This window comes from Streptomyces cavernicola (assembly GCF_029968035.1).
Taxonomy (GTDB): Bacteria; Actinomycetota; Actinomycetes; order Streptomycetales; family Streptomycetaceae; genus Streptomyces; species Streptomyces cavernicola.
This window is the reverse complement of record NZ_JASCIQ010000018.1, coordinates 19365-45189: the sequence shown is the minus strand read 5'-3', so window position 1 is coordinate 45189 and position 25825 is coordinate 19365. Positions and strand designations below refer to the sequence as shown.

The 25825-nt window shown below is 73.7% G+C and carries 23 protein-coding genes; 10 read left to right on the top strand and 13 right to left on the bottom strand.

Features of this window, described 5'->3' with window-relative positions; genetic code table 11:
- Positions 1-18 precede the first annotated feature (18 nt).
- Positions 19-666: a TetR/AcrR family transcriptional regulator gene (locus tag QIS96_RS18135; RefSeq protein ID WP_282543674.1), complete on the bottom strand. Its 648-nt coding sequence runs from the start codon at positions 664-666 to the stop codon at positions 19-21.
- Positions 667-939: 273 nt separating this feature from the next.
- Between QIS96_RS18135 and QIS96_RS18130 the strand changes: the two genes are divergently transcribed.
- The gene (locus QIS96_RS18130; protein ID WP_282543673.1) at positions 940-1341 is read left to right on the top strand and encodes an alpha/beta fold hydrolase; all 402 of its coding nucleotides are present in this window, start codon (positions 940-942) and stop codon (positions 1339-1341) included.
- A gap of 171 nt (positions 1342-1512) precedes the next feature.
- Here QIS96_RS18130 and QIS96_RS18125 read toward each other — a convergent pair whose 3' ends face one another.
- The 7 genes from QIS96_RS18125 to QIS96_RS18095 form a co-directional block, all read right to left on the bottom strand.
- Positions 1513-2112, bottom strand: coding sequence for a hypothetical protein (locus tag QIS96_RS18125; RefSeq protein WP_282543672.1), 600 nt, complete (start codon positions 2110-2112; stop codon positions 1513-1515).
- A gap of 150 nt (positions 2113-2262) precedes the next feature.
- The gene (locus tag QIS96_RS18120; RefSeq protein WP_282543671.1) at positions 2263-3894 is read right to left on the bottom strand and encodes a class I adenylate-forming enzyme family protein; all 1632 of its coding nucleotides are present in this window, start codon (positions 3892-3894) and stop codon (positions 2263-2265) included.
- Positions 3891-5615 carry a CoA transferase gene (locus tag QIS96_RS18115; protein WP_282543670.1) on the bottom strand — a complete coding sequence of 575 codons (1725 nt, stop codon included), beginning with the start codon at positions 5613-5615 and terminating at the stop codon, positions 3891-3893. Before QIS96_RS18115 ends, QIS96_RS18120 begins: the two co-directional genes overlap by 4 nt.
- Positions 5612-6436 carry a class I SAM-dependent methyltransferase gene (locus QIS96_RS18110; protein WP_282543669.1) on the bottom strand — a complete coding sequence of 275 codons (825 nt, stop codon included), beginning with the start codon at positions 6434-6436 and terminating at the stop codon, positions 5612-5614. The genes QIS96_RS18115 and QIS96_RS18110 overlap by 4 nt, the downstream gene beginning before the upstream one ends.
- Positions 6437-6474: 38 nt before the next feature.
- A complete protein-coding gene (locus QIS96_RS18105) occupies positions 6475-8052 on the bottom strand; it encodes an AMP-binding protein (protein ID WP_282543781.1) in 1578 nt (525 codons plus the stop codon).
- Position 8053: 1 nt separating this feature from the next.
- Complete coding sequence (locus QIS96_RS18100; RefSeq protein ID WP_282543668.1) at positions 8054-9448, bottom strand: protoporphyrinogen/coproporphyrinogen oxidase; 1395 nt, start codon at positions 9446-9448, stop codon at positions 8054-8056.
- The gene (locus QIS96_RS18095) at positions 9445-10419 is read right to left on the bottom strand and encodes a UbiA family prenyltransferase (protein ID WP_282543667.1); all 975 of its coding nucleotides are present in this window, start codon (positions 10417-10419) and stop codon (positions 9445-9447) included. The genes QIS96_RS18100 and QIS96_RS18095 overlap by 4 nt, the downstream gene beginning before the upstream one ends.
- A 433-nt stretch (positions 10420-10852) precedes the next feature.
- On the opposite strand from QIS96_RS18095, the gene QIS96_RS18090 reads away from it, so the two are divergent.
- The 9 genes from QIS96_RS18090 (at position 10853) to QIS96_RS18050 (ending at position 19902) form a co-directional block, all read left to right on the top strand.
- On the top strand, positions 10853-11365 hold the full coding sequence (locus QIS96_RS18090) for a hypothetical protein (RefSeq protein ID WP_282543666.1): 513 nt from the start codon (positions 10853-10855) through the stop codon (positions 11363-11365).
- Entirely contained in the window at positions 11362-12552 is a 1191-nt protein-coding gene (locus QIS96_RS18085) for a DegT/DnrJ/EryC1/StrS family aminotransferase (RefSeq protein ID WP_282543665.1), read from the top strand. The genes QIS96_RS18090 and QIS96_RS18085 overlap by 4 nt, the downstream gene beginning before the upstream one ends.
- The gene (locus QIS96_RS18080; RefSeq protein WP_282543664.1) at positions 12549-13688 is read left to right on the top strand and encodes a DegT/DnrJ/EryC1/StrS family aminotransferase; all 1140 of its coding nucleotides are present in this window, start codon (positions 12549-12551) and stop codon (positions 13686-13688) included. The genes QIS96_RS18085 and QIS96_RS18080 overlap by 4 nt, the downstream gene beginning before the upstream one ends.
- A 62-nt stretch (positions 13689-13750) precedes the next feature.
- Positions 13751-14770 carry a Gfo/Idh/MocA family oxidoreductase gene (locus QIS96_RS18075; RefSeq protein WP_282543663.1) on the top strand — a complete coding sequence of 340 codons (1020 nt, stop codon included), beginning with the start codon at positions 13751-13753 and terminating at the stop codon, positions 14768-14770.
- The gene (locus QIS96_RS18070; protein WP_282543662.1) at positions 14760-15785 is read left to right on the top strand and encodes a sugar phosphate isomerase/epimerase family protein; all 1026 of its coding nucleotides are present in this window, start codon (positions 14760-14762) and stop codon (positions 15783-15785) included. Before QIS96_RS18075 ends, QIS96_RS18070 begins: the two co-directional genes overlap by 11 nt.
- Positions 15778-17178 (top strand): M20/M25/M40 family metallo-hydrolase, encoded by a 1401-nt coding sequence (locus QIS96_RS18065; protein ID WP_282543661.1) that lies wholly within the window; start codon positions 15778-15780, stop codon positions 17176-17178. The genes QIS96_RS18070 and QIS96_RS18065 overlap by 8 nt, the downstream gene beginning before the upstream one ends.
- Entirely contained in the window at positions 17175-18365 is a 1191-nt protein-coding gene (locus tag QIS96_RS18060) for an Ldh family oxidoreductase (protein WP_282543660.1), read from the top strand. The genes QIS96_RS18065 and QIS96_RS18060 overlap by 4 nt, the downstream gene beginning before the upstream one ends.
- Positions 18362-19495 carry a Gfo/Idh/MocA family protein gene (locus QIS96_RS18055; RefSeq protein ID WP_282543659.1) on the top strand — a complete coding sequence of 378 codons (1134 nt, stop codon included), beginning with the start codon at positions 18362-18364 and terminating at the stop codon, positions 19493-19495. The genes QIS96_RS18060 and QIS96_RS18055 overlap by 4 nt, the downstream gene beginning before the upstream one ends.
- Positions 19492-19902 carry a DUF6917 domain-containing protein gene (locus QIS96_RS18050; RefSeq protein WP_282543658.1) on the top strand — a complete coding sequence of 137 codons (411 nt, stop codon included), beginning with the start codon at positions 19492-19494 and terminating at the stop codon, positions 19900-19902. The genes QIS96_RS18055 and QIS96_RS18050 overlap by 4 nt, the downstream gene beginning before the upstream one ends.
- Before the next feature lie 33 nt (positions 19903-19935).
- Here the strand turns inward: QIS96_RS18050 and QIS96_RS18045 are convergent, their stop codons facing one another.
- The 5 genes from QIS96_RS18045 to QIS96_RS18025 all read right to left on the bottom strand — a co-directional run bounded on the left by QIS96_RS18045 (position 19936) and on the right by QIS96_RS18025 (position 25754).
- On the bottom strand, positions 19936-21195 hold the full coding sequence (locus QIS96_RS18045) for a nucleotide sugar dehydrogenase (RefSeq protein ID WP_282543657.1): 1260 nt from the start codon (positions 21193-21195) through the stop codon (positions 19936-19938).
- A 219-nt stretch (positions 21196-21414) separates the two neighbouring features.
- Entirely contained in the window at positions 21415-22770 is a 1356-nt protein-coding gene (locus QIS96_RS18040; protein ID WP_282543656.1) for an MFS transporter, read from the bottom strand.
- A 7-nt stretch (positions 22771-22777) separates the two neighbouring features.
- Positions 22778-23926, bottom strand: a complete 1149-nt coding sequence (gene dgoD, locus QIS96_RS18035; RefSeq protein WP_282543655.1) for a galactonate dehydratase — start codon at positions 23924-23926, stop codon at positions 22778-22780.
- Positions 23927-23979: 53 nt separating this feature from the next.
- Positions 23980-24615: a 2-dehydro-3-deoxy-6-phosphogalactonate aldolase gene (locus QIS96_RS18030; RefSeq protein ID WP_282543654.1), complete on the bottom strand. Its 636-nt coding sequence runs from the start codon at positions 24613-24615 to the stop codon at positions 23980-23982.
- Entirely contained in the window at positions 24612-25754 is a 1143-nt protein-coding gene (locus tag QIS96_RS18025; protein WP_282543653.1) for a 2-dehydro-3-deoxygalactonokinase, read from the bottom strand. Before QIS96_RS18025 ends, QIS96_RS18030 begins: the two co-directional genes overlap by 4 nt.
- Positions 25755-25825 lie beyond the last annotated feature (71 nt).

The window sequence follows — 25825 nt, the reverse complement described above, 5'->3', positions numbered from 1 at the left end:
CTGGCGCGCCGGGTCCGGTCAGCCCTTCGGGCCCAGCATCCGCTCCGCGCCGCCGATCGTGAAGGCCACCAAGTCCTCGTGGAACGCGACGAGTTGCTCCCGGTCGACGCGGCCGCCCCGCGTCGCCAGATCCTCGGCGTGGCTGAGCGTCTGCAGGTACCCCATCACCACGATCGGCCAGCGCAGTTCGAGCCGCTCGCCGTCGCAGTCGGGAAACGCGCGCCGCACCTGCTCGCGCAGACTCGCCGCGACGGCGTCCTGCCCGGTGGCCTCCACGGCGGGCCGCCCGCCGCGCGAGACCTGCACCACGATCTGCACCCAACGCATGCCGCGCACCCGGTGCTTGAGCAGCAGCGCCAGATAGGGATCGGTCAGCGCATGCACCACCTCGGCCGCCGTGGGCGCCGTCGGCCGGGCGGCGAGCGCCGCCACGTTCCCGGCGATCCGGTCGCGTACGTCGGCCCCGACACCGAGCAGCACCGCCGCGAGAAGGTTCTCCTTGGAGCCGAAGTGGTAGTGCACGGAAGCGGGCCCCTGCCCCGCGGCGGCGTTGATCGCGCGCACCGAGACGGCGTCCACGCCGTGGGCGGCGAACAGCCGCTCCGCGGCCTTGACCAGCCGCTGCCGCGTGGCCTCGCCCTGTCGGTTGTTCGAGGTGGCGGCCATGAGCCGCAGCTTAGCCATGGATCACTCACCCCAACCACCCGCCCCTTGAGGAGCCAGCCATGCAGCCAGCCCAGCCACTCCTGCAGGGCTTGCCGGAGCCCCGCTTCGTATCGACCGACGGCGTCCGCCTCGCGGTGTACGAGGCGAAGCCCGAGCGCCGGGCGAAGGACGTGTGCGTCGTCCTCTGCCACGGCTTCCCCGAACTCGCCGCGTCCTGGCGGAGACAGCTGCTGGCCCCTGGCCGACGCGGGCTTCCACGTACTGGCCCCCGACATGCGCGGCTACGGCCGCTCCACCGGCCCCGAGGACCGCACGGCGTACAGCATCGCGGAGACCACGGCCGACGTCGCAGGCCTGATCGCGGACGCTGGGTACGAGCAGGCCGTCGTCGTCGGGCACGACTTCGGCGGGATGGTCTCGCGGATGATGCCGTACCTGCAGCCGGACTCGGTGGCGGGCGTGATCACCCCCAACACCCCCTTCGGCCACTCCCGCGAGAACCCCGCCGAGCGGTACGAACAGGCCTACGGCCCGCGGAACTGCGTAGCGCACTTCCAGACCCAGGAGTGCGGGGACGAACTCGACCAGGACCCCGAGCGGCCCTTCCGCTTCTTCATGCGGCGCGACACCGGCTCGGGCACCAGCCTGTCTTCGAGGACTTCGAGCGCGGCATGATCGACATCGGCCACTGGACCCAGCTGGAGGCCCCGGAGGAGACCGACGCGATCCTGATCGACTGGCTGACCCGCCACTTCTGACGCCCCGGCCCGCCCCCCAACACGCACGACAGCGGCCCCGAGGTGCACCCCGGGGCCGCTGTCGTGCGTGGGCGTCAGCCGGTGTGGATCACAGGGAGACGACGGTGAGCGGGAACCGCGTCACGCTGGCGACCGTCTGGCCGTTCGCGTCCACGAACTCGACCGGGCTGGTCAGGTCGAGGATGTTGCCGGTCGGCGGGAACTGCTGCAGGGTGCCGCCGAGTTGGGCCGGGGCCTTGGCCTTGAGCGACACCGGGGTCATGCCGCTCTTCAGGATGGTCAGGTCGCCGGTCGCCGACAGGTCCAGCTTGGCCGGGAAGGGCTGCAGGAGGCTGTTGAAGGACGCGGTGCCGGTGGCCTGGCTCTGCAGCGAGATCTTGCCGAGCGCGGAGTCCTCAGCGGTGACGTTGAGGGTGCCGGTGACCTTCGTCCGGAGGTTCCCCAGCGAGGGCGCCTCGATGCTGAGGGAGGCCGTGCCGGAGAGGTCGATGGTGTGGGTCTGGCCGTGGACGTTCAGCTGCACGCCCTTGATGGACACCGGGAACTCGGCCTGCAGCGGCACTGCTGCCTCAGCCGTCGAGGCAGCGGCCGCGGGACCTGCGGGAGCTGCGGCGGTGGCGGCGGGGGCGACGGTGAGGAGAACCGCGCCGGCAGCGGCGGCGACTGCGGTGGCGAACCGGATGTTCACGTAGATCTGTCTCCTTGAACGGGGTGGGGGTGACTGTGTGTCACGCTGCGGCGCGCGTTCGCCGGGAGCCAGCAGTCGCACGCTTCAGCGAGTTCCAAACGGTCGTTCTTCTCATATCTGTCCATGTCGGGTGACGGGATCTCACACCCCTCACCGCCGAACCTCCGAGTGGCCCACGGATCCCCACCCGATCGGCAGAGCACGGAGGGCCAGGGTGGGGCGGCAGATCTTCCCGGTGGGACCCAACGGCATCTGCCCCACCCGCAACAGCAGTTCCGGCAGCTTGCGCCGCTCAAGGCCGCACTCGCCCTCCAGGAACCCGGTCAGATCGGCCAGGCTGAGCGCCGCCGCCCCCGGCGTCTCCCGGACGCAGGCACACAGCCGCTCGCCCAGCTCCTCGTCGGGTACGGCGACACAGGCGACCTCGGCGATCGACGGGTGCCCGGCGAGTGCCTGCTCCACCTCGGCGGGGCTGATGTTGTAGCCGCCGCGCACCACGATCTGCTTGAGCCGGCCGAGGACGTGCAGCCTGCCCTGCTCGTCGAGCCGGCCGCGGTCGCCGGTGCGGACCCAGCCGTCCGGGGTGCGGTACCGGGCGTCGAGCTCGGGGGCGGCCACGTAAGCGAGCGGGGTCATGGGGCCGCGGGCGCAGATCTCGCCGGTGTCCTCGGTGATGCGGATGTCGGCAACGGCCGGGTCGGGCAGGCCGGTTCCGGCCTCCGGCGTCGTGCCGGTGGCGGCGGTGTGGCAGTTCACGCCGTCGGAGGAGCCGTAGATGGTGATCACGGGGCGGCCGAAGCGGCGGGTGACGACCTCGGCCGTGGCGGGCGGCAGCGCGTCGCAGCTGGAGACCACGGCCCGCAGCGCGGAGAGGTCCTCGCCGGGCGGCGGGGGCAGTTCGGCGAGGCGCCGCAGCATCGTCGGCACGCCGAAGACATGGGTGGGCCGGTGCGCGGTGAGCGCGCGCAGGGCCGCGTGCGGGTCGTAGCCGTCCTGGACGATCAGCGTGCCGCCGAGCGCGGCCACCGTCACGGAGGTGCCGAGCGAGCCGTAGGAGGAGGCGAGCGGCGCGAGGACGAGGTTGCGTACGGGCCCCGGGTGGCCGCAGGACAGGGCGCGGACGTAGTTGGCGCGGCCGCCGCCCATCGCGTTGTGCGAGTAGGCGATCATCTTGGGCTCGGACTCGGAGCCGGAGGTCACCAGGATGCGGGCGGGCGCCTCGGCGTCGACGGGCCGCGGCGTGAACGGCCGCCGGGCGGGTCGACGCAGGTCGACGCCGGCCGGGTGGGTCGGCTCGCCCCAGCTGAACACGGCCTTGAGGTACGGGAGTTGGGCGTCCGGTACGGCGGCCTTGGCGTCGGTGTCCCGCTCCACGACGATCGCGCTCGCCCGGGAGCGGCTGAGGAGGCTGACCGGGCCGCGGCTGCCGTGCCCCGGCGGGTAGGGCAGGGCGACGGCGCCGATCGCGGCCACGGCGAGCTCCGCGGCCACCGCCCGGCGCCCGTTGGGCACGCGGACGGCGATGATGTCCCGCTCCCCGAGGCCCTGTTCGGCGAGCCGGGCGGCGATGTGCCGTACCTGGGCGTCGAGTTCGGCGTAGTCGAGGCTGCCGTCGGGGTCGACGACGGCCTCGCGCGTGGGGTGGTCCCGTACGTGGTCGGAGAAGAGGCTGTAGAGGTCGCGGTCGGGGCACAGGCCCTCGGCGACCCAGGCGCGGCGGAGCGCGGCGGGCACCAGGTCGCGCAGCACGATGCCGTGGGCGGAGGTCCAGGGGTGGGTCACGAGAACTCCCAGGGCGGGTGGACGAAGGTGTGGGCGCCGGCGCCGGCGTCGAGGGCGGGGGCGAAGCGCGGGTCGCGGGCGAGGGCGGCGAGGTCGGTGCAGACGGGTGTCGCGGTTGTGCGCAACTCGCCGAGCAGGGACTGGAGTTCGGAGCTCGTGCGGCGGGCCGCCGCGGCGGCGAGGGCGGCCGGGTCGGCGGCGGAGCCGAGCGCGCGGGCGACGGCCTCCGGGCGGGCGCGGGCCTCCGGGTCCGGCCACAGATACCCGTCGAGGGTGGCGAGCGGCCGGTCGAGCGGGCCCCAGCGGGCGCGCCGCGCGGGGCGGGGGACGAGCGCGGAGGCCGAGTAGAGCGAGGACACGGCGCGCTGGCCGTGGCCGGTGCGGAGCCGGGTGAGCAGCGCCGCCAGGGCGGCCTGGGCGCTGAGCAGGCCGCCGAGGACGTCGGTGACGGTGAGCAGGGACGTCCGGGGCGGCTCGTCCTCGGGCCGGAGCGCGGCGGCCAGGCCGCTGTGCGCCTGGACGAGGTAGTCGGTGCCGAGCGGCGGCCGGGGCCCGAGCGCGTCGCCCCAGCCGGACGCCCACGCGTGCACCAGGCCGGGCTGTACGCGGTGCAGGTCTTCGGCGTCCAGGCCGAGCCGGGCGGCCTTGCCCGGGGCCCAGTTGTGCAGGAACACGTCGGCGTCGCGGGCGAGTTCGCGTACCGCGTCGCGGCCCGCCGCCGTGGTGAAGTCGATCTCGGTGACGTCCTTGCCCGCGTTGAGGGCGCTGAAGCGGGCCGAACAGCCTCCGGCCATGGGCGGGATGCCGCGCATCGGGTCGCCGTCGGGCGGTTCGATCCGCAGCACCCGCGCGCCGAGGAGCTGCAGCACGCGCCCGGCGAGCGGGCCCTGCACGCGCCGCGTCGACTCCAGCACGCGCAGCCCGGCGAGGGGGAGTTCGCCCGACGGGGCGGCGGCGGGGGCGGTCCTTCCGGCGTTCGGCAGCGCGGTGAGCGTCCAGGGCGGTACGGGCTCCGGCGCGGCGGGGTCGTCGCGTACCGGGAGGAGGGCGGCCCCGGCGTGCTCGGCGGCCGCGCGGAGCACGGTGAGCGGGGCGGCGCGCACGGTGGCCGCGAGCTCCGGGTCGAGGGCGCAGACGGCGGTGCCGAAGCGGGTCTGGAAGGGCCGCCAGCCGTGCCGGACGGCCGCGCGGGGCGCGTCCAGGTACTGCCAGAAGCGCAGCCACTCCTCGGCGTAGAGCGCCTCGATCTCGATGCGCACCCCGTCGGCGGAGACGAACTCCGGGCGTCCTGGGGTGAGTTGGGATTCGTACGCGGGGTTGTCGGCGGTGGCGGCGGCCAGGTACTGGCCGAGGGCGAAGAGCGCGGCCTGGCCCACCGAGGTGCGGACGGCGCTCGTGCCGGCGCCGCGGGACCGGGCGACGAGCGCGGCGGTCGTGCCCTGGGCGGCGAGGATCCCGGCGGTGGTGGAGGCGAAGTCGACGGCGAGGGGCGTGGGGCGGCCGGCGCCCAGACCGTGGACGTGCATGAGGCCGCAGGCCGCCTGCACGGCCCGCTCCTCGGCGAGCGGCAGGCGCAGCGGCCCCGCCCAGTCGACGGCGCAGGTCACCTCGGCGGCGGGGTGGTCGAGGAGGCCGACGAGGCGGGCGGCGACCTCGGCGGCCACGGGCGGCCCGGTCACCGTCGGTCCGGTCGCCGCGGTGTGCGGCGCGGTCGTCGTCATCGGGCGCCGCCCTCCTCGGTGAGCGGCCGCCTGCCGTGCACCGAGTACATGACGCTGGAGGCGGCGCTGAACGACGGGTCCTCCATCAGGGCGCGCACCCGGTGCAGTTGGTCCCGGGTCAGGCCGGCGGCGAGCAGCCCCTCCTCCAGGCGGTGGGTGTGGTGGAGCTGCAGGCGCAGGCCGGGGGAGCCGGCGGTGCGCAGCTCGATCCGGGGCCTCGGGTCGATGCCGACGAGCCCGGCGTCCCGCATCGCGGCGGCCGCCTGCCGTCCCCACGCGGGGTCGCCGCCGGCGGCGCGCAGCACGGCGCACTTGGCGTCGAGGAAGGCCCGGTAGAGGCGCGCGGACTCCGCGTCGGGGGTGAGCAGCGGCGGCTCGTACGAGGTGTCGAACTCCTCGATCTGCAGCCATCCGCCCGGCTTGAGGGCGCGTACGAGCTTGTCGAGCACCGCGCGCCGCTCCGGCAGGCACTGGAGCACGAGGCGGGCGGTGATGAGGTCGAACTCGCCCTCGGGCAGCGGGTCCTGGACGATGTCGTGGCGGAGCGCGGTGAGGCCGGGGCGCTCCGGGATGTGGTGCGGTTTGACGTCGGTGGCGACGACCTCGCCGTCGGGTGCGACGCGGTCGGCGAGCCAGCCGGCGACGCTGCCGCTGCCGGCGCCGACCTCCAGGCAGCGCCAGCCGCGGGTGACGCCGGTCTCCGCGAGCCGGGCGCAGGTGGCGGTGTCGTAGGCGGCGGAGAGGCAGCGGTGCTGTTCGCGGCTGTGCACGCTGTCGTTGTCGAAGACGTAGCCGGGTTGTTCGGCCAGGCGGGGAGGCATGCGGGGTCCTTCCTCGGGCGCGGGGTACGAGGCGGCGGTCAGGTCCAGCGGCCGGTGCCGCCGGTGGCGGCCGTGCCGGTGAGCTGCTTGAGGAGCGTGGCGCGGCGCACCTTGCCGGTGCCGGTGCGGGGCACGTCGTCCCAGGTCAGCACCGTCGGCTCGGCCAGCGGCGGCAGTTCGCGCACGGCCGCGCGCCACTGCTGTGCGTCGAGGCGGCCGTCGGCGGTGACGACGACGGGCAGCGGCGGTCCCACGGCGCCGGTGAGGACGATGCACTCCAGGGCCTGCGGCAGCCGCTCCTCGATCAGGTCCTCCGCGCTGAGGCAGCTCAGCAGGGAGCTGTGGTCGACCTCGCGGTCGAGGAGTTCGACGCTGCCGTCCCTGCGGTGCACGGCGATGTCGCCGGTGTTCCACCAGTCGCCGTGCTGTTTGGCGGCCCAGCGCCGCTCCTCGCCGAGGTAGGTGAGGGCGCGGGCCTCGGTCCGGGCGAGGACGAGTCCGGGCCGGCCGCGCGGCACCGGCCGGAACGTCTGCGGATCGACCACCCGCAGCCGGGTCTTGACCGGAATGGGGCGGCCCAGGTTGCGCACGCCGGGCCCGCCGAGCCCGCCGTCGGAGGCGCGGGTGTGGAAGCGGAACGTCAGCGGCCCGGTCTCGGTCTGGCCCCAGCCCTGCATCCACAGCGGGCTGCGGCGCCGGCTGGCCGCGAGGTAGCTGCGGATGACCGGCGGGTGCATGGCGTCGTAGGTGCTGATGAAGAGGCGTACGCGGCGGAAGGCGTTGTCGAGCCGCTCGGTCAGCGGGCGCAGGCGGATGTACGCGGTGGGGAGCGCCTCGACGACGGTGGGCGGGTGTGCGCGGAGCAGCGGGTCGGCGCGCAGCGGGTCCTCGGCGGTGAGGACGACGATGCGGGCGGGCTCCAGGCACAGGGCGCTGGCGGTCCAGCAGAACGTCCGGCCGTGGGCGTAGGAGTTGGCGTTGAGCAGGGTGTCGGTGCGGCGCACCCCGATCTTCGGGTAGCGGACGCACTCGGAGCGGGCCAGCTTCCCGATGATGGTGCGGGTGGAGTGGGCGACGAGTTTGGGGACGCCCGTGGTGCCCGAGGTGTGGTTGATGACGAGGGGGGCGTCGTCGTCGCGGCGCACCGGGGCGGGCGCGCGGTGCCCGCGTACGTCGGCGGGGCCGAGCGTGCCGGGGACGCCGTCCGCGTCCACGACGAGCGTGCGCGCCGCCACCGCGGCCAGGTCGGCGTCGGCTCGCTGGGCCCGTTCGAGGACGCCGGCCGAGGTGACGAGGAGCTTCGGGGAGAGCCGGTGCAGGAGGGTGGTGAGGGCGTCGCCCGACAGGTGCGCGGAGAGCTGCGCGGGCACCGCCCCGAGGCGTACGGCGGCGCAGGCGAGGAGGTCGTAGTCCCAGTGGTTCTCCTTGACGATCGCCACCCGGTCGCCGGGGCGCACCCCGGCGGTGGCGAGGCGTCCCGCCGACTCCCGTACGAGGGCGGCGAGTTGGGGCACGGTCCAGTGGACGCCGTCGTCGGGGGCGAGGTCGAAGGGGCGGTCGAGGTGGACGGTGGTGCCGTGGCCGCGGTCGGCGCACTCGTCGAACAGGACGCCCATGTCATGCGGTTTCAAGGCGGTCGCTCCTCGGTGCGGGGGCGGCCGGGCGGGCAGCGGCGGCCGTGGGGGAGGGGTGGAGTCGGCTGAGGACACGGGAGGCGGCCAGGGCGCCGGAGCGCACGGCGGCCTCGCTCGCGGGGCACAGGGTGAGCCAGTCGCCCGCGTACTCCACCCGGCGCGGGGCGCGGGCCGCGAAGCGGGGCCGGTGCGCGAGTGCCTCGGGGGTGGCCTCGGGCAGGGCATGGGTGAAGCCGTGCACGAAGTGCTCGCGGACCGCGCCGGGCAGCCCCGGCACGTAGCGGGCGGCGGCCCGGATGAGCCGGGCGGCGGTCTCCCGCGGGTCGGCGCCGCACAGTTCGGGGATGCGGCGCGGGTCGGCCATCAGGGTCAGGAGGCCCTTGCCCGCGGGTGCGCGGCCGGGGTGCTTGGCGTGGTCGACGAGGATGCCGGACAGCAGGCCGTCCTCGGCGTCCGGGGTGAGCAGCGCGTACAGCGGCCGTGCGGAGGCGGGGGCGAGCGGCCGGTCGAGGAGGCAGCTGACCTTGAAGCTGGGGGTGAAGGTGCAGGCGGTGAGGAACTCCCGCTCGTCCTCGGGCGCCGCGGGATGCAGCCGGGCCGCCACGGGCGCCGGTACGGCGAGGACCGCGGCCCGTGCGGTGACGGTGCCCGCGGGTCCGTGCAGCCGCACCTCCCGTCCGTCGTCGACGACTTCGTGCACCGGGGCGCCGGTTTCGACGTCGGCGTGCTCGGCGAGCCGGCGGGCCAGCAGGTCCATGCCGTCGTGGTAGGTCCGCCAGCGGGAGGCCGGGCCGACCGCCTGCATCAGGCTGATCAGCGGAGCCACGGCGGACCGGGCCGTGTCCCAGCCGAAGAAGCAGCCGGCGACGGGCTGCAGCAGATAGTCGTGCAGGTCGGGGTGGTAGCGGCGGGCGAAGGAGGCGACGGTACGGGTCCCGGCCGGGGTGCGCTCCGGACGGTCGGAGTCGAACTCCGTACGGTGCACGGCCGTCCAGGCGAGCAGGCGGGCCAGGTCGAGGCGGGCGCGCGGGGAGAGCCCGGCGCCGGAGACCAGGGCCGCGGGCTCGGCGACGCCGGGGTGGGCGCGGCCCGCGCGCCACACGCCGACGGCCTTCCCGATCCGCGGCACGTCACGATCCGTCACGCCGAGCCGGGCGAGGAGCTCCCAGGTGGCCCGGTAGCCCTGCTCGGGGATCTGCTCGGCGCCCTCGTCGATCACGTACCCCTCGTGCCGGAACGAGTGCATCCGGCCGCCGACGTACGGGAGTTCCTCGAAGACGCGCACCGTGAGGCCGGCCCGCCGCAGCTCGTGTGCGGCGGTCAGCCCGGCGACCCCGGCGCCGACGACGGCCACGTCGACATCCACGGCCGGGCTCATCCGGCCGCCTCCACCAGGACGATCAGGTTGGCGGCGATCAGCAGCAGGAAACCGACCCGGTGCGTCCGGAAGCCGATCCTGCGGGCCCGCATGATGTCGCCCTCGCGGAACCCGACGAGGTACTGGCGGGTGCGCAGCACGGTCACCGGCAGCATCAGGAGCACGAACCACCAGGGTGCGACGCCCGTCGCCGAGGCGGCCGCGCCGAGCAGGAACTCCGCGGCGGACAGCGCCCCGACGAAGACGGCGTTGCCCTTGGGGGAGAGCAGACAGGCCGCGGTGGGACGCCCGACCGCGCGGTCTCCTGGGATGTCGTTGGTGTTGGAGTACACCCCGAACATCAGCGGCCCGAACCCGAACAGCACGCCCTGCACCAGGACGAACCCGGAGAAGTGGCCGGCGACGAGGCCGTAGGTCGCCATCGTCATGGCCGCCCCGAGCAGGCAGAGGAACGCCTCCTGGAAGCCGTGGTAGCTGAGCTTCACGCCGTACGAGTACTGCAGCGACACCACGAAGAGGACGACGATGAGGACCACCGTCCAGGTCGGCCGGTACGGGGCGCTCGCCACGGCCGCGGCCCACAGGACGGCGCCGACGGCCGCGCTGGTCCAGGCGAAGCCGAGCGCCTCACGGACCGTCAGGGCCCCGGCGACCAGCGGCTTGCGGCGCTTGTTGCGGAGCGGGTCGTCGGGGCCGTAGTTGGCGATGTCGCTGCCGTCGAGGTAGCCCGTCACGTCGTCGAGCGCCACCATCGACATGAGCACGAAGACCGAGCCCACGAGGAACAGCGCCGTGGCCGCCAGCGCCCCGGACACCGCCGCGTTCCCCTGCGACAGCGCCGCCGAGAAGGCCACCGCGATGGCCGGGTAGTAGTCGTAGACGTCGAGTTTGCCAAGCCGGGCGTAGCTGCGGAGCTTGCTCTCCGCCGGCTCGCTGGGTGCTGAGGGCGGGGCCTCGGCGCGGGTCGTCATCGGTCCGTTCCTTTCCTGCGGAGTGGTTTTCCGTACGGACACGTGCTGCGCGCGTGCGGGCGGGCGCGAGCCGCGCGAAATGGAATGCGAATCCGCTGTGCATATGGCGTGGATCGGCTGCGGATTGCTGTGCGCCAAGGAAAACCTGTCGAATTCCGCAGGGCGCACGACAGATCCCGGGGGACTCTACGGGCCGAAACCGCTCCCGGTGAGGTGCGCCCTGCGGGTTCGCCCCTATGGACGAATGCGCAGGTCCAGACCTCGCACCGGCTCTCCGTATATCCCCGTGTCGCACGCCGCTCGCATATTTCCACGTCTGTACGCTGCGGGCGCAGGTTCCGGGTGGATATCGAGCTCCTTACGGATTCTCGGTGAATGCGGGCGCTATTCCGTGCACCCGGATCGCGCCTGCCACGTGAAAAGAGGGAGTGGGATGTACGACCGCGCGGGCGTCCGGACCGCTCCCGCCTCCCGCCTGTACGGGACCCGTCTGCGGTGGGCCCGCGGCTGCCTGACCCTGCTCACCCTCGGCGAAGGTCTGCCGGGCGCCTGGGCGCTGCTGTGGCCGCGCGGTTTCTACGACAACTACCCCGCGCCCGGCCACCCCTGGGTGGCCGCACTGCCGCCCTACAACGAACACCTCGTGCGCGACTTCGGGGCCGGTGTGCTCGCCCTGTCCGTGGTGCTCGCCTGGGCCGCGTGCACCGTGCAACGCCGGCTCGTGCAGGCCGCCTCCGTCGCGGCGCTCACCCTGTGCGTGTCCCATCTCGCCTTCCACAGCGCCCACTTGGGCCTCCCGGCCGGAGTGGAGGAAGGCGCGCAGCTGCTTTCGCTCACGTTGCCCGTGGTGTGCGCGGTGGCCGCGCTCCTCGCGGCGCGGCGGACCACGGCCCCGCCCGGCCCCCTGTACGTACGACCCCCAGGCAAGGAAGAGGTCCGAGGATGACCACCGCGCCCACCGAGCAACCCGCGCCGCACCCGGTGTCGTTCTTCAGTCAGGCCGCCTCGTTCGAGGAGCTCTGGCCGGAGATCCGCGCCCGGGTCTGCGAGGTCCTCGACGACGGCAAGTTCTCCCACGGCAGCCAGGTCGCCCGCCTGGAGACGGCCCTCGCCGAGTGGACAGGGGCCCGCCACTGCGTGGCCGTCAACAGCGGCACCGACGCCCTGGTGCTGCTGCTGCGCGCGGCCGGACTCCAGCCGGGCGACGAGGTCGTCGTCCCGGCGTTCAGCTTCATCGCCACCGCCTCGTCCGTCGTACTCGCAGGCGGCCGGCCGGTGTTCGCCGACATCGAGCCGGAGACGTACGCCCTCGACCCGAGGGCCGCCGCGGACGCCGTCACGCCGCGCACCACGATGCTGATGCCGGTGCACCTGTTCTCGCAGATGGCCGACATGGACGCGCTGGCGCGGGTCGCCGAGCGCTACCGGCTGACCCTCGTCGAGGACAGCGCCGAGGCGATCGGGATGCGCTGGAACGGCGTCCACGCGGGCCTGCTCGGCGCGGGCGGAGTCCTTTCGTTCTTCCCCACCAAGACCCTCGGCGCGATCGGCGACGCCGGCGCGATCCTCACCGACGACCCGCACATCGCCGAGACGGCCGCCGCGCTGCGCCACCACGGGCGCACCGGCCGCACCCTCGCGCACTTCCCCGGCATCAACAACGCCACCGAGCTCAACGGCGTCAACAGCAAGACGGACGACCTCCAGGCCGCCGTGCTGCTCGCGAAACTGCCCCGCCTCGCCGCCGCCGTACGCCGCAGGCGGGAACTCGCCGACGCCTACACCGAGCGCCTCCGCGACCTGCCCGGACTGCTCCGCCTGCCGACCCTCGCCCGCCGCGACGCCGACACCGACCCGGTGTTCTACGTGTACCTGGTGGAGGCCGAGCGGCGGGACGGGCTCGCCGCCCACCTCGCCGACCACGGCATCGGCACCGAGACGTACTACCCGACGCCGCTGCACCTCCAGCCCTGCTTCGCCGAACTCGGCTACAAGCAGGGGCAGTTCCCGCACGCCGAGGCCGCCTGCGAACGCACCCTCGCGCTGCCGCTGCACCCCGACCTGACCCACGCCGACATCGACGCCGTCTGCGCGCGGATCCGCGCCTACTACACCGGGAGGGCCGCGGCATGACCCGGCAGGGCACCATTCCGTTCTTCGCCCCCGACCTGTTCGAGGACGACCGCGACGTCCTGATCGACCTGGTGCGGCGCACCGGCACCGACCCCGGGCAGAAGTTCATCCTCGGCGAGCGCACCGCCGCCTTCGAGGACGCCCTGCGGGACACGCTCGGCGCGGCCCATGTCGTGGCCTGCTCCAGCGGCACCTCCGCCCTCACCCTCGTCCTTACCGCGATGGGCGTCGGCCCCGACGACGAGGTGATCGTGCCCGCGTACGGCTGCGCCCCGCTCGGCAACACCGTCGCCAACCTCGGCGCCACCCCCGTCTTCGCCGACGTCGACCCGCTGACGATGGTCGCCGACCCGGAGCGCGTCGAGGAGGCCGTGACCTCCCGCACGAAGGCGCTGATGCCGGCGCACATGTTCTCCGTGATGGCCGACATGCCGGCGATGCGGCAGCTCGCCGACCGGCACGGCCTGCGCCTCCTGGAGGACTCCGCCGTCGCCCAGGGCGGCGTGCTCGACGGCCGGCCCGCCGGCACCTGGGGCGACGCGGGCGTCTTCTCCTTCGTGCAGGTGAAGACCTTCGGCATGCCGGGGGAGGGCGGCGCCGTCGTCACCGACGACCCCGAACTCGCCCGTGTCGTACGGGCGTTGCGCAACCACGGGCAGGAAGGGCAGCGGTTCGTGCACCAGCGGATCGGCTGCAACAGCCGCTTCGACGAACTCCTCGCCGCCTTCCAACTCCACCGGCTGCCCGGCCTGCCCGCCCGCCTCGAACGCCGCGCGCAGATCGCCGACTACTACACCGAGCGCTTCACCCCGCTCACCGACCGCGGCATCACCCCGCCGCCCCCGGGACGCAACGGCCGCTGCCACTACGTGTACTCGGTGCTCGCCGACGAACGCGACGCCCTCCAGGCGCACTTGGCGGCCCACGGCGTCGACAGCCACGTCTACTACCCGCAGCCGCTGCCCCACCAGCCCGCCTTCGCCCGCTTCGCACCCCCCGGACAGACCTGGCCGCACGCCCTCGCCGCCAGCCGACGGCAGCTGGCCCTGCCCATCAACCCCCGGCTCACGGACGCGGAGACCGAGCACATCGCCGACACCGTGTGCGCCTTCTCCACGGGGCTGCCTGCCGCTTGACCCACCCCCGTCCGCGTCCGCGGCGGGACCAGCCACGAACCGGAACAGGGGGCGGCACGACCGTGCTCCGCACGCTGCTCATCGGACTCGGCCGCGCCGGCACGGGACTTCACCTGCCCGTACTGCACCGCGCCCGCGCCACACACCCGGAACTCTTCGCCGACCAGCCGGTCCTGGGGGTGGACCCGGCACGCCCGCCCACCGCGACCACCCCCGGACTGCAGGTCGTGGACCACCTGCGGGAGGCCCGCCGACGCCTCGACCCGGACACCACCGTCGTCCACCTCTGCACCCCGCCCGCCGTACGCGGCGCACTCCTGGAGGAAGCCGCACACCTCGGCTACCGGCGGTTCGTCGTCGAGAAGCCCATCGCATCCGACCGCACCGCCCTGGACCGCGTACGGCAGGTCGCCGACCGGCACGGCCTGCACCTGCACGTCGTGTCGCCCTGGCTGCACAGCGCCCTCACCGACCGCATCGCCGCCCTCGCCGGCGACCCGGCGGACATCCGCGCCGTCACCGTCACACAGGCCAAGTCCCGCTTCCGCCGCACCCTCACCAACCCCAGCCACACCGACGCCTTCCAGGTGGAGATCCCGCACGCCCTCGGCGTCCTGCTCCGGCTCCTCGGCGACGCCGACGTGCACACCGCGAGCTGCACCGACCTTCGCTACAAGGGTGTGGTCGTGCCACATATGGGCGGCGCACAGGTAGCCTTGCACCACACCGCGGGGCCGCACAGCCGCATCCGCTGCGACCTCACCTCGCCGGTGCGCAGCCGCCGTATCACCGTCGACACCGCGGCCGGCACGCGCCTCGTCGGCCACTTCCCGGTCGCGCAGGACGACGACACCGCCCAGCTCGACGTATGGCGACACGGCCGCAGGACACGGGAGTTGCTGCCCGACGACGCGCTGCACCGCTGCCTGACCCGCGCCTACCGCTCCTTCGCCGCGGACCGCCCCGCCGCCGACGACCTGCGCCTGCACACCCGGACCGTCGAACTCCTCGACGACGCCCGGCGCCTCGCCCTCGCATCCCCGTCCCGCCGTCCTCAGGAGGCCGCCCACCATGCCGGCTGACACCCGCCCCGACCCCGACGCCTCGGCCCCGGCTCTCGCCCCGGCCCCCGCCCCGGCCCCCGCCCTGGCCTTCGCCCCGCCGCCCGGCATCCGCTACGCGGGCATCGGCGACGAGGCCGCACCCGGACTCGCCGGGCAGCTCGACGCCGTCCGTCAACTCGGCTGGAACGCCGTCGAGTTGCGCACCGTCGACGGCCGCGCCCTCGCCGACCTCGACGACCGTGCCTTCGGCGACCTCACCGAGCAGCTCGCCGCGACCGGCACCGACGTGGTCTGCGTCGACTCCCGCATCGCCGACTGGAGCCGCCCCGTCACCGGCCCCTTCGCCCTCGACACCGACGAGCTGCGCACCCTCGCCCGCCGCTGCCCCGCCCTCGGCACCCGGCACGTACGCGTCATGTCGTACCCCGACGACGGCCTAGCCGAGCCCGAGTGGGCCCGCAGGGTCAAGCAGCGCATGACAGCGCTGGCCCGGCAGGCCGAGGACGCCGGGCTCGTCCTCCTGCACGAGAACTGCGCCGGCTGGGCGGGCAGCCGCGCCGACCGGATGCTCGACCTCCTCGCCCACGTCGACAGCCCCGCCCTGCGGCTCCTCTTCGACACCGGCAACGGCGTCCCGTACGGCTACGGGGCGACGGAACTCCTCACTGCGGTCCTCGACCATGTGGGCCACGTACACATCAAGGACGCCCTGCCCACCGGGCCCGGCCAGGCCGCCTACACCCTGCCCGGACACGGGGCCGCCGAACTGCGCGAGTGCCTCGGCCTGTTGCTGTGCACCGGCTGGCGCGGCGTCTGGTCCATCGAGCCGCACACCCGCCTCCGCCCGCACGACGGCACGGACGCGCGCGGCGAGGACAGCGTCGACGCGTTCGTCGCCTACGGCCGGGAACTGGAACGGCTCGTCGCCGAGGAGGTACTGGAGGCGGAGGCGGGTGCGGTCCCCGTGCCGTCGGCGGTCCCTGAGCCGTCGGCACATGTGGGCGGGGTACATGTGGGCGGCGCACATGTCTGAGCAGACCGTCGCGGACACGGCCGTGAGCGCCCCGTACCCGCAGGCCCGCCTCACCGCCGCCGACCAGCAGCTGCTGCTCCGGCTCCTCGCCACCCCCACCGCGGGCCCCCTGGAGACCGGCGGCGACACCGAGCCCGTACGGCTGTGGGAGGCGGGACGCCAACTCGCGGACGCGGCACGGGAGTTCGGTATGACGGTCGTCCGGTACGCCCCGCCCCCGGCCGAAGTCCTGGACCGTGACGACGTCCCCGTGTCCGTGCGCGAGGCGGCCGCCGCCACGCCCGGCTTCCTCGACTGCCAGCCCAGCCTGCTGCTGCGCCTCGGCCCCGCCGGGCTTCCGCACCGCGACACCGTCATGTTCAACGTCCACCTCGACACGGTGGGCGGCTGGTGGCCCCCGGACTTCGACGGCACGCGGTTCAGCGGGCGCGGCGCCATCGACGCCAAGGGACCTGCGGTCGCGCTGCTCGCCGGCATCCGCGCGGCCCGCGCCGCCGACGCCGCGCTCGGCACCCGCGTCGGGGTGCTCGTGCAGGCCGTGGCGGGTGAAGAGGGCGGCGCGATGGGCACGTTCGGCACCCGGCCCCTTGTGGCCGAAGGACATACGGGGCGGCTCAATGTGTACTGCGAACCCACAGGCCATCGCTTTCTGCCGCGCGCCACGGCCTCGATGACCGCCTGCGTGCAGGTCCACGGCGACGACGCGATCGACGACCGCCCCGAGGCCGGGCACAACGCCACCGTCCTCCTCGGCCACCTCGCCCACCACCTCGCCACCACCCTGCCCGCACGGGCGCACGGGGCGCAGGTGTGTGTGGCCGGCCTGCACACCGGCCACCAGCACAACAAGGTGTACGGAAGCGGCCGCCTCCTCCTCAACATCGCCTACCCGGACCCGAGTTGCGGCCGAGCGGCCGAGGCGGCGCTGCACGAGTCCCTGCGGGAGGGGCTTGCCGCCTTCCGGGCCGGCGCCCAGAGCCACCCCGCACTCGCCAGGACGGCCGAGGACGCCGCCGAGGTCACCTCCGTACGGTGGCTGAAGCACGGCCTGCCCGCCCTGAACGGCCCTGCAGGAGACGGAAGTTGGGCGGAAGAGCTGCTCGAACGGGACTGCGGCCTCACCCGCTGGCCCGCGCACGAACCGGCGTTCACCTGCGACGCCCTCTGGATGAGCGGCGTACCCGACACCTACACCGCCGTGTTCGGCCCCGGCAGCCTGGACGCCAACCGGGCGCACGCCGAGGGCGAGTACGCGGATCTGGCCGAACTCGACCGGTACGCCACCGAAGTGGCCCGCATCCTCCTCGCGTTCGCCCGCCGCACCGACCCGCCGACCCCGCCCCCGCACCCTTCGCCGCGCCGACGGACCCCCGTGAAAGGCCCCGCCCTGTGACAACCGCAAGCACCGCCACCCGGCCCGCGCACCCCGCTCCCGAGGGCGAGGTCCGCGTCCCTTACGACGGGCTCCTCGGCTTCGTCACCGGTGTGCTGCGCGCACATGGTCTGCCCGAACACCGGGCCCGTACCGCAGCCGAAGCCCTCTGCCACGGTGACCTCACCGGCTTCACCACCCACGGCGTCACCAACCTCACCCGCCTCTACCTCCCCCTCCTCGCCGACGGCCGCTGCGACCCGGCCGCCGAGCCCGTCCACCTCACCGACACCGGGCCCGCCGTCCTCGTCGACGCCCGGCGCGCCCTCGGCCTCTGGTCCGCCGCCGAGGCGATGGACCTCGCCGTGGAACGCGCCCGCACTCACGGCATCGGCATGGTCTCGGTGCGCGGCGGCACCCACTTCGGCTGCGCGGGCCACCACGCCCTGCGCGCCGTCGACCACGGCATGATCGGTCTCGCCACCGCCAACTGCGGCCGCCAGCGCCTCGCCCCGCCGCCCGGCAGCGCCGCCCGCATGCTCGGCACCAACCCCCTCGCCCTGGCCGCCCCCGCCGGCGAACACCCGCCGTTCACCCTGGACATGAGCACCACCGTCGTCCCCACCGGCCGCATCCGCGCCGCCGCACGCGCCGGCGAGCCCGTCCCCGAGGGCTGGCTGGCGGACGCCGACGGCGCCCCCGTCACCGACCCGGGCGCCTACGACCGCGGCGAGGCCCACCTGCGCTGGCTCGGCGGCACACCCGAGAACGGCGCCTACAAGGGGTACGGGCTCGGGCTCCTGGTCGAAGTCCTCTCCGCGCTGCTCCCCGGCGCGGGCATCGGCCCCCACCACGACACCTCGGACGAGCCGGACGACGACGTCGGCCACTTCCTGCTCGCCGTCGCCCCCGGCCGGCTGCGGCCCGAGACGGGGTTCCTCGGCGCGGCCGGCGACCTCTTCGGCGCGCTCCTCGACTGCCCGCCGCTGTCCGCCGCCGACGCGCCCGTGGCCTACCCGGGCTGGTGGGAGCAGCGGCGCACCCGGCACCGCATCGCCCACGGCGTCCCCCTTGCCGCCGGACTGCACCGCGAACTCGCCGACCTGGCAGGGGAGTTGGCGCTCCCGTTCCCGACGGCCGAACCGTACGAAGCACCCGAGCAGTACGACCAGCCCGCACGGGCCGAGCAGGAAGGCGCCACCGCATGACCCGCACCGAGACCAGTGCCAGTGCCAGTACCAGCGCCAGTACCCGTACCCCTGGCCCTGCCCCGCTCCGCGTCGGCGTGATCGGGCTCGGCGTGATCTCCCGCTTCCACCTCGCCGCCCTCGACCGGTCCCCGCACGCCGTTCTCACCGCCGTCTGCGACCACGACCCCGAGACGTACGCCGCGCTGCCCCCGCACATCGAGCGCTACGGCGACCACCGCGCGCTCCTGCGCGACGCGGACCTGGACGCGGTCGTCGTCAACGTCCCCAACGACGCCCACACCGCGGTCTGCCACGACGCCCTCGCCGCCGGGCTCGCGGTGTGCGTGGAGAAGCCCCTGGCCACCGACCCCGAGGACGCCCGACGCCTCACCCGCTTCGCGCAGCGGCAGGGCCTGGCCCTGTTCACCTCCTTCCACCGCCGCTACAACGCCCCCGTACGCGCCCTCCTGGACCGGCTCCCGCACGATGTGCCGGTGACCTCGCTGACCGTGCGCTACGAGGAGACGATCGAGGAGCACGCGGGCCGCGACCGCTGGTACCTGGACCCGGCCCGCTGCGGCGGCGGCTGCCTCGCCGACAACGGGCCCAACGCCCTCGACCTCGTCCGCCTCTTCCTCGGCGAGGACCTACGCGTCGACGAGGCGGTGCTGGGGCGTGACGTGCACGGCGTGGACCGCAGCGCACACCTGAGCCTCAGCGCCCCCGCATATGGGGCCACCGCACATGTGGAGCTCGGCTGGTCCCATCCCGGCGAGCGCAAGACCGTCGAGGTCCAACTCGCGGACGGGCGCACGGACTTCGCCGACATGTTGTCCGGCCACACAGAGTTCAAGGGTTCCCTGTGGCACGAATACGTGGGTGTCCTCGACGACTTCGTCCGTACGGTCTCGCGGACCGCCACAGCCACAGCCACAGCCACAGCCACAGCCACCGGAACCGGCACGCGTACCGCCACCGCGTCCGGCCCCGACGGGCTCGCCGTGGCCGAACTCGTCGCCGAGTGCTACGCGCGCGCCGCCCGCGAGGACGACGGCCGGCACGAAGACCGCAGCGACCGAAGCGACCGAAGCCACGGAAGCGACCGAAGCGACCGAAGCGACCGTCGCCCGCAGGAGGTGCGCGCGTGAATCCCGCGGAGGACGGCGCCAAGCGTGCCGTGCACGGCAGTCTCGTCAAGGTCCTCGTGCACCGCCTCGACGCGCGCGGCATGACCCTGGAGCCGTACGCCAGCCGCTGTGTGCGCCGCGGCGAGGTGCATGAACTGCTCACCACCGACCACACGGACCCGGCGCCCGGGGCCCGCGTCGACCGCGTCGGCTTCCTCGGCTTCGTGGAGCTGGCCTGCGCCGGCGTCCTGGACCGCGGCGACCGGGTGCTCGCCGGGGGCCGGCAGGTCGGCACCGTGCTCGGCTTCGACGCCTGCCACTTCCCCAACCACTACAACATCGTCGTCTCCGCGCCCCGCCCGGTCACCGGCCTAGACCTGGCCCTCGTACCCGAGACGGAGATCCGCTTCGAGAGCGGCGCGCCCTGAGCGTCCCGGAGCCCCGTGAGCCCCCGGGAGACGTCAGAGCCGGGCGACCTTCTTGCCGCCCGCCCGGCCGCGCGTGTCGAAGAACAGCCGGGAGGCCGTGACGAGCCGGTCGAGGGCGTACCCGCGGTGCGCCTGCAGCAGCACCGTCACATCGGCCTCGGCCGCGGCCCGTTCGGCGTCCGGCACACAGGCGAGGACCCGTTCGCCGATCCGCCAGGACGGCACGTACGGGTCGTGGTACGACACCTCGGCCCCGGCGGCGGCGAACCGCTCCGCGACCACCCGGCAGGGCGACTCGCGCTCGTCCGACACGTCCGCCTTGTACGTGGCGCCGAGCAGCAGCACCCGGGCGCCGCGCAGGCTGCGGCCTCCCTCGTTGAGCAACTCGGCCACGCGGCCCACCACATGGCGCGGCATCCCGTTGTTGATCTCCTGCGCCAACTCCGCGAAGCGGAACGGGTATCCGAGGCCGCGCACCCGGTGCGAGAGGTAGCCGGGGTCCACCGGGATGCAGTGCCCGCCCACACCCGGGCCGGGCCGGAACGGGGTGAAGCCGAACGGCTTGGTCGCCGCGGCGTCGATCGCCTCCCAGAGGTCCACGCCCAGCTCGTGGCAGAACACCGCCATCTCGTTGACGAGGGCGATGTTCACCTGCCGGTACGTGTTCTCCAGGAGCTTCGACATCTCCGCCACCTCGGGCGAACTCACCGGCACCACCTCGCCGACCAGGCCCGCGTAGAACGCCGAGGCCGCGTGCGTACAGCCCTCGGTGACGCCGCCGACCACCTTGGGGGTGTTGACGAGCGAGAACGTCGCGTTGCCGGGGTCGATGCGCTCCGGCGAGAACGCCAGGTGGAAGTCCACCCCGACCTGCCGCGCGCCGTCCCCCTCCAGTAACGGCAGCAGCACCTCGACGGTCGTGCCCGGGTATGTCGTCGACTCCAGGACGACGAGCGCGCCGGGCCGCAGCCACTGGGCGACGGCTTCCCCCGCGGCGCACACCGCCGTCAGATCGGGTACGGACTGCCGCAGTGGTGTGGGCACACAGATGACGACCACATCCGCGAGGGCGATGCAGGAGGCGTCCGTGGTCGGGTCGAAACCGCGGCCGAGCGCGTCGCGCACCTCGTCGTCGCCGACGTCGTCGACGTGGCTGCGCCCCGACGACAGGCCGCGCACCCGCCCCGCGTCGCTGTCCAGGCCGTGCACCCGCATCCCGGCCCCGGCGGCCGCCATCGCCAGCGGCAACCCGACGTACCCGAGCCCCACGACGACGAGCGAACGGCGTTCCATACGTTTCTCCACTCTCCCTCGCCCCGCCCCGAGCGTCGACGCCCCCGGAGCCGACGCACCGCGGTGACCATGGTGCACTCCCACCTCGGCGAATCCGGATATGGCTGGCCGGACCATGGCAAAACGCGCCAAAGCGGAAGCTCTCTGAACGCGGAAGCCCTGCGCGCCCGAAGGCACGCAGGGCTTCCCGCTGATGACGAGGCAGACATCGATGGGGCGTCAGACCTTCGCCGGCCGCTCCTGGACCCGTTCGACCCGGCCGACGAGGAACACGTACGACAGGATTCCCACGATCGTGACCACCGTCATGTACGCGAAGCCGGGGGCGAAGCTCTCGTCCGTGATGATCATGCCGATGACGATCGGCGTCGCGATCGACGACAGGTTGCCGATGAAGTTGAACATCCCGCCGGTGAGCCCGAGCAGCCGCTGCGGCGCCATCGCGGAGACCAGCGACCAGGTGATCGAGGCGAGCCCGTTGCCGAAGAACGCCACCGACAGGAACACGATGACCAGCGTCGTCGAGTCGGTGAAGCTCGCCCCGACCATCACCGTGCTGAGCAGCAGCCCGGCGATGATCGGCCCCTTGCGGGCCGCGCCGAGGGAGGCGCCGCGCCGCAGCAGGAAGTCCGAGAGGACACCGGAGGTGAGCACGCCGACAAGCGCGGCGACGAACGGCAGCGACGCCAGGAAACCGGACTTGATGTAGTCCATGTCCCGGTACTCGACGAGGTACGTCGGGAACCACGTCAGGAAGAACCAGAGCGTCGACGTCAGACAGAACTGGCCGAGGTAGATGCCCCACAGTTTCCGGCGGCCGAGCACGGTCGCCAGGTCGGCCCGGCTGATCCGCGCCCGCTCCGGCCGCTCGCGCGTCGTGTGCGAAGCATCCGACGCGTCCGTGGACTCCGTCGCGTCCACCAACCCGCCGCCGGCGCGGATGAGTTCGACCTCCGCCGCGTTGGCCCGCGAGTCCGCCGGCTCCCGGAACCACACGTACCAGACGAGCGCCCACAGGACGCCGACCAGGCCGGTGGCGATGAACACCCAGTGCCAGGAGATCAGCGCCTGCAGCCAGGAGAGGACGGGGGTGAGCAGGGCGAGGCCGATGAACTGGCCGGAGGTGTAGAAGCCGATGGCGGTGGCGCGCTCCCGCTCCGGGAACCACACCGTCGCCACCTTGTTGTTGATCGGGTACGCGGGCGCCTCGAACGCGCCGACCATGAGGCGCAGCACGATCAGCGCCACGAAACCGCCGATGACGCCCATGAACAGGGTGGCGAGGGACCACAGGGTCAGGCACACCGGGTAGAGGACCCGCGCCGGCACCCGGTCCACCAGCCAGCCGCCGGGAATCTGCAGCGCGGCGTACGTCCAGCCGAACGCCGAGAGCAGCAGGCCCTGTTGGGCCGTGGTCAGGTCGAGCTCGCGGGCGATCTCGGGCAGCGCGATCGACAGGTTGGAGCGGTCCAGATAGTTGATGACGACGGTGACGAACAGCATCACCGCGATGAGCACCCGGACCCGGGACGCTCGCGTACCGACCCCGGCACGCACGGAAGCGGTCTGTGTCATCGTCCGCTCACCACTCCGCGAAAGAGCCGTCGGAGTGCCGCCACACGGGATTGCGCCAGCGGTGCCCCTCGGCGGCGCGCTCCGCGATGTACTCCTCGTTCACCTCGATGCCGAGGCCAGGACCGTCCGGGATGGCGACCTGGCCGTCCTCGTACGTGAACACCGCGGGGTCGACGAGGTAGTCGAGCAGGTCGTTGCTGGTGTTGTAGTGGATGCCCAGGCTCTGTTCCTGGATCGTCGCGTTGTAGCAGCCGGCGTCGATCTGCAGGCAGGCCGCGAGCGCGATCGGCCCGAGCGGGCAGTGCAGCGCGAGGCCCACGTCGTACGCCTCCGCCATGTGCGCGATCTTGCGGGCCTCGGTGATGCCGCCGCAGTGCGAGGGGTCGGGCTGGACGATGTCCACGGCCCCGGAGGCGAGCACGGACTTGAAGTCCCAGCGGGAGTAAAGGCGTTCGCCGAGCGCGATCGGTATCGGCGAGTTGCGCAGTACGTCGGCGAAGCCGTCGACGTGCTCGGAGAGCACCGGCTCCTCGACGAACATCAGCCGGTACGGCTCCAGTTCACGAAGCAGCACCTTGGCCATCGGCTTGTGCACCCGGCCGTGGAAGTCGACGCCGATGCCGACGTTCGGGCCCACCGCCTCACGTACCGCAGCCACGTTGGCGATGCACTGGTCGACCTTGTCCCAGGTGTCGAGGTACTGCAGCTCCTCCGTGCCGTTCATCTTCACCGCGGTAAATCCGCGGTCCACCACCTCGCGCGCGGCTCGGGCCGTCTCCGCGGGACGGTCGCCGCCGATCCACGAGTACACCTTGATCCGGTCCCGCACCCGCCCGCCGAGCAGCTCGTGCACCGGCACCCCGAGGGCCTTGCCCTTGATGTCCCACAGGGCCTGGTCGATGCCGGCGAGCGCGCTCATGTGCAGGCCGCCGCCCCGGTAGAACCCGCCCCGGTACAGCACCGTCCACAGGTCCTCGATCCGCGACGGGTCCTGCCCCACGAGGTAGTCGGAGAGCTCCTCGACGGTGGCGGCCACCGAAGCGGCCCGGCCCTCCAGGACCGGCTCGCCCCACCCGGTGACGCCCGCATCCGTCTCGATCTTCAGGAAGCACCAGCGCGGCGGCACCTGATACGTCGTCACTGACGTGATTTTCATCGGTTCTCCACTCCTGCAAGGGCAACGCTGTCGTCTTCAGGCCCGTTGAGGGCTTAGTGGTTGAGGGCTTGGTGGCCGAGGGCTTCGTGCCAGATCCGGACCAGTTCGCGAGCACGGGCGCCGACCGTCTCGGCGGTGTCGCCGGGCCGGTAGAGGTGGGAGCCGAGCCCGGCTCCCACCGCGCCGGCCGCCGCCCACGCGGCCAGGTTCGTCTCGTCGACCCCGCCGACCGGTACGAGGCCGACGTCCGGCGGGAGCACGGCCCGCCAGGCCTTCATGCCGCTGATCCCGACCGCGTCGGACGGGAAGAGCTTGAGCCGCCGGGCGCCCGCGCCGATCGCCGTGAACGCCTCGGTGGGGGTGGCGACGCCCGGGTACGGCGTCAGGCCCGCCGCCACCGCGGCGGCGATCACCGCCGGGTCGCAGTTGGGGGCCACGATCAGCCGAGCCCCGGCGTCCCGCGCCCGCGCCACGTCCTCGACGGTGAGCACGGTGCCCGCGCCGATCGCACACCGCTCGCCCAGCTCGTCGGCGAGGAGTCGCACGCTCGTGAACGGCTCGGGGGAGTTGAGCGGCACCTCGATCGTGGTGATGCCGGCCTCGGCGAGCGCCCGGCCCACCTCCACGACCTCGCCGGGCTCGACGCCGCGCAGAATCGCGATCAGCCCTGTCGTGGTCAACGTCGTCATCGTCGCGGTGTCCTTTCCTGGCGTACGTCTGGTACGTCGTCCTGGGGGCCGAGTTCAGGGCTGCCGGTTTCAGGGCTGCCGGTTTCAGGGCTGCCGGTTTCAGGGCCGAGGAGCCCCGCCCGCCCCGCGATCCGCCACAGCCCCATGGCGGTGACCTCCTCGCCGAGCACCCTGGGCCGCACCCCGTGCACCGCGAGCGCCGCGGCGTAGCGCCGGCACAGGTCGGCCGCGCCGCAGAGCACCACGTCGCCCTCCGTGCCGGGCAGCAGGTGCGCCACCTCGTCGGCGATCAGCACGCCCGACACGTACTCCGGCAGCGAGGCCGGCGCGAGGAGGCCGTCGAGGACCAGGGGCCGCGCCCCGAACAGCTCCGCGGCGAGCCCGCGCGACCGCCCGGCGGCAAGGCCGCGCGCGAAGGCCGCGTCATCCCGTACGGCAGGCTCATCCCGTACGGCAGGCTCATCCCGTACGGCAGATCCGGCCTGTTCGGAAGATCCGGCCTGTTCGGAAGATGCAGCGGGCTCGGCGGTGCGGGCGAGGAGGCCGTGGCGGGTGAGCAGGCCGTACAGCTCGCCCGACATCGCGGTGTGGAAGTCGGTGACGCGGCCGCGGTCGAGGCGGACCCACTTGGTGTGCGTGCCCGGCAGGACCACCGTGAACGGTTCGTCGCGCTCGCCCAACTCGTCGAGGACGCCCGCGAGTTGGGACTCCTCGCCGCGCATCACATCGCCGGGCCCGGTCGCGTCCGAGGCGACCCGGAGGCCCGGCACCACATGCAGTACGCCCGCGCGGTGCGCCACCGGCACCAGTGCGCTGAAGTCCACCGGCGCCGGCACGGTCCGGTACCCGCTGTCGACCCAGCCCTGCGCGCTGCCCACCATGCCGCACGCCACCACGGGCGCCTCCGGGTACGAGGTCAGCCAGTCGCCGCAGGCCTCCCACAGGGCCTCCTCGTGGGCGGCCGCCCTGGCGTGCGGATCGTGCGCGTCGACGCCTTCCGTCGTGGCCAGGAGTCCATGCTCCGACCTGCGGGTTTCCAGGGTGCGGCCATGAGTGTCGAGCAGCCAGGCGCGCCGCCCGGAGGTGCCCCAGTCGAGCGCGACGAGGCCGGGGGCGCGGCCCGGTTCGGTGTCCGTCATGGGCGTCACTCTGCGAGGCCGATCCCAATAATGCGAACACCGTCCCTATATATAGGACTGGATGGGTAGGG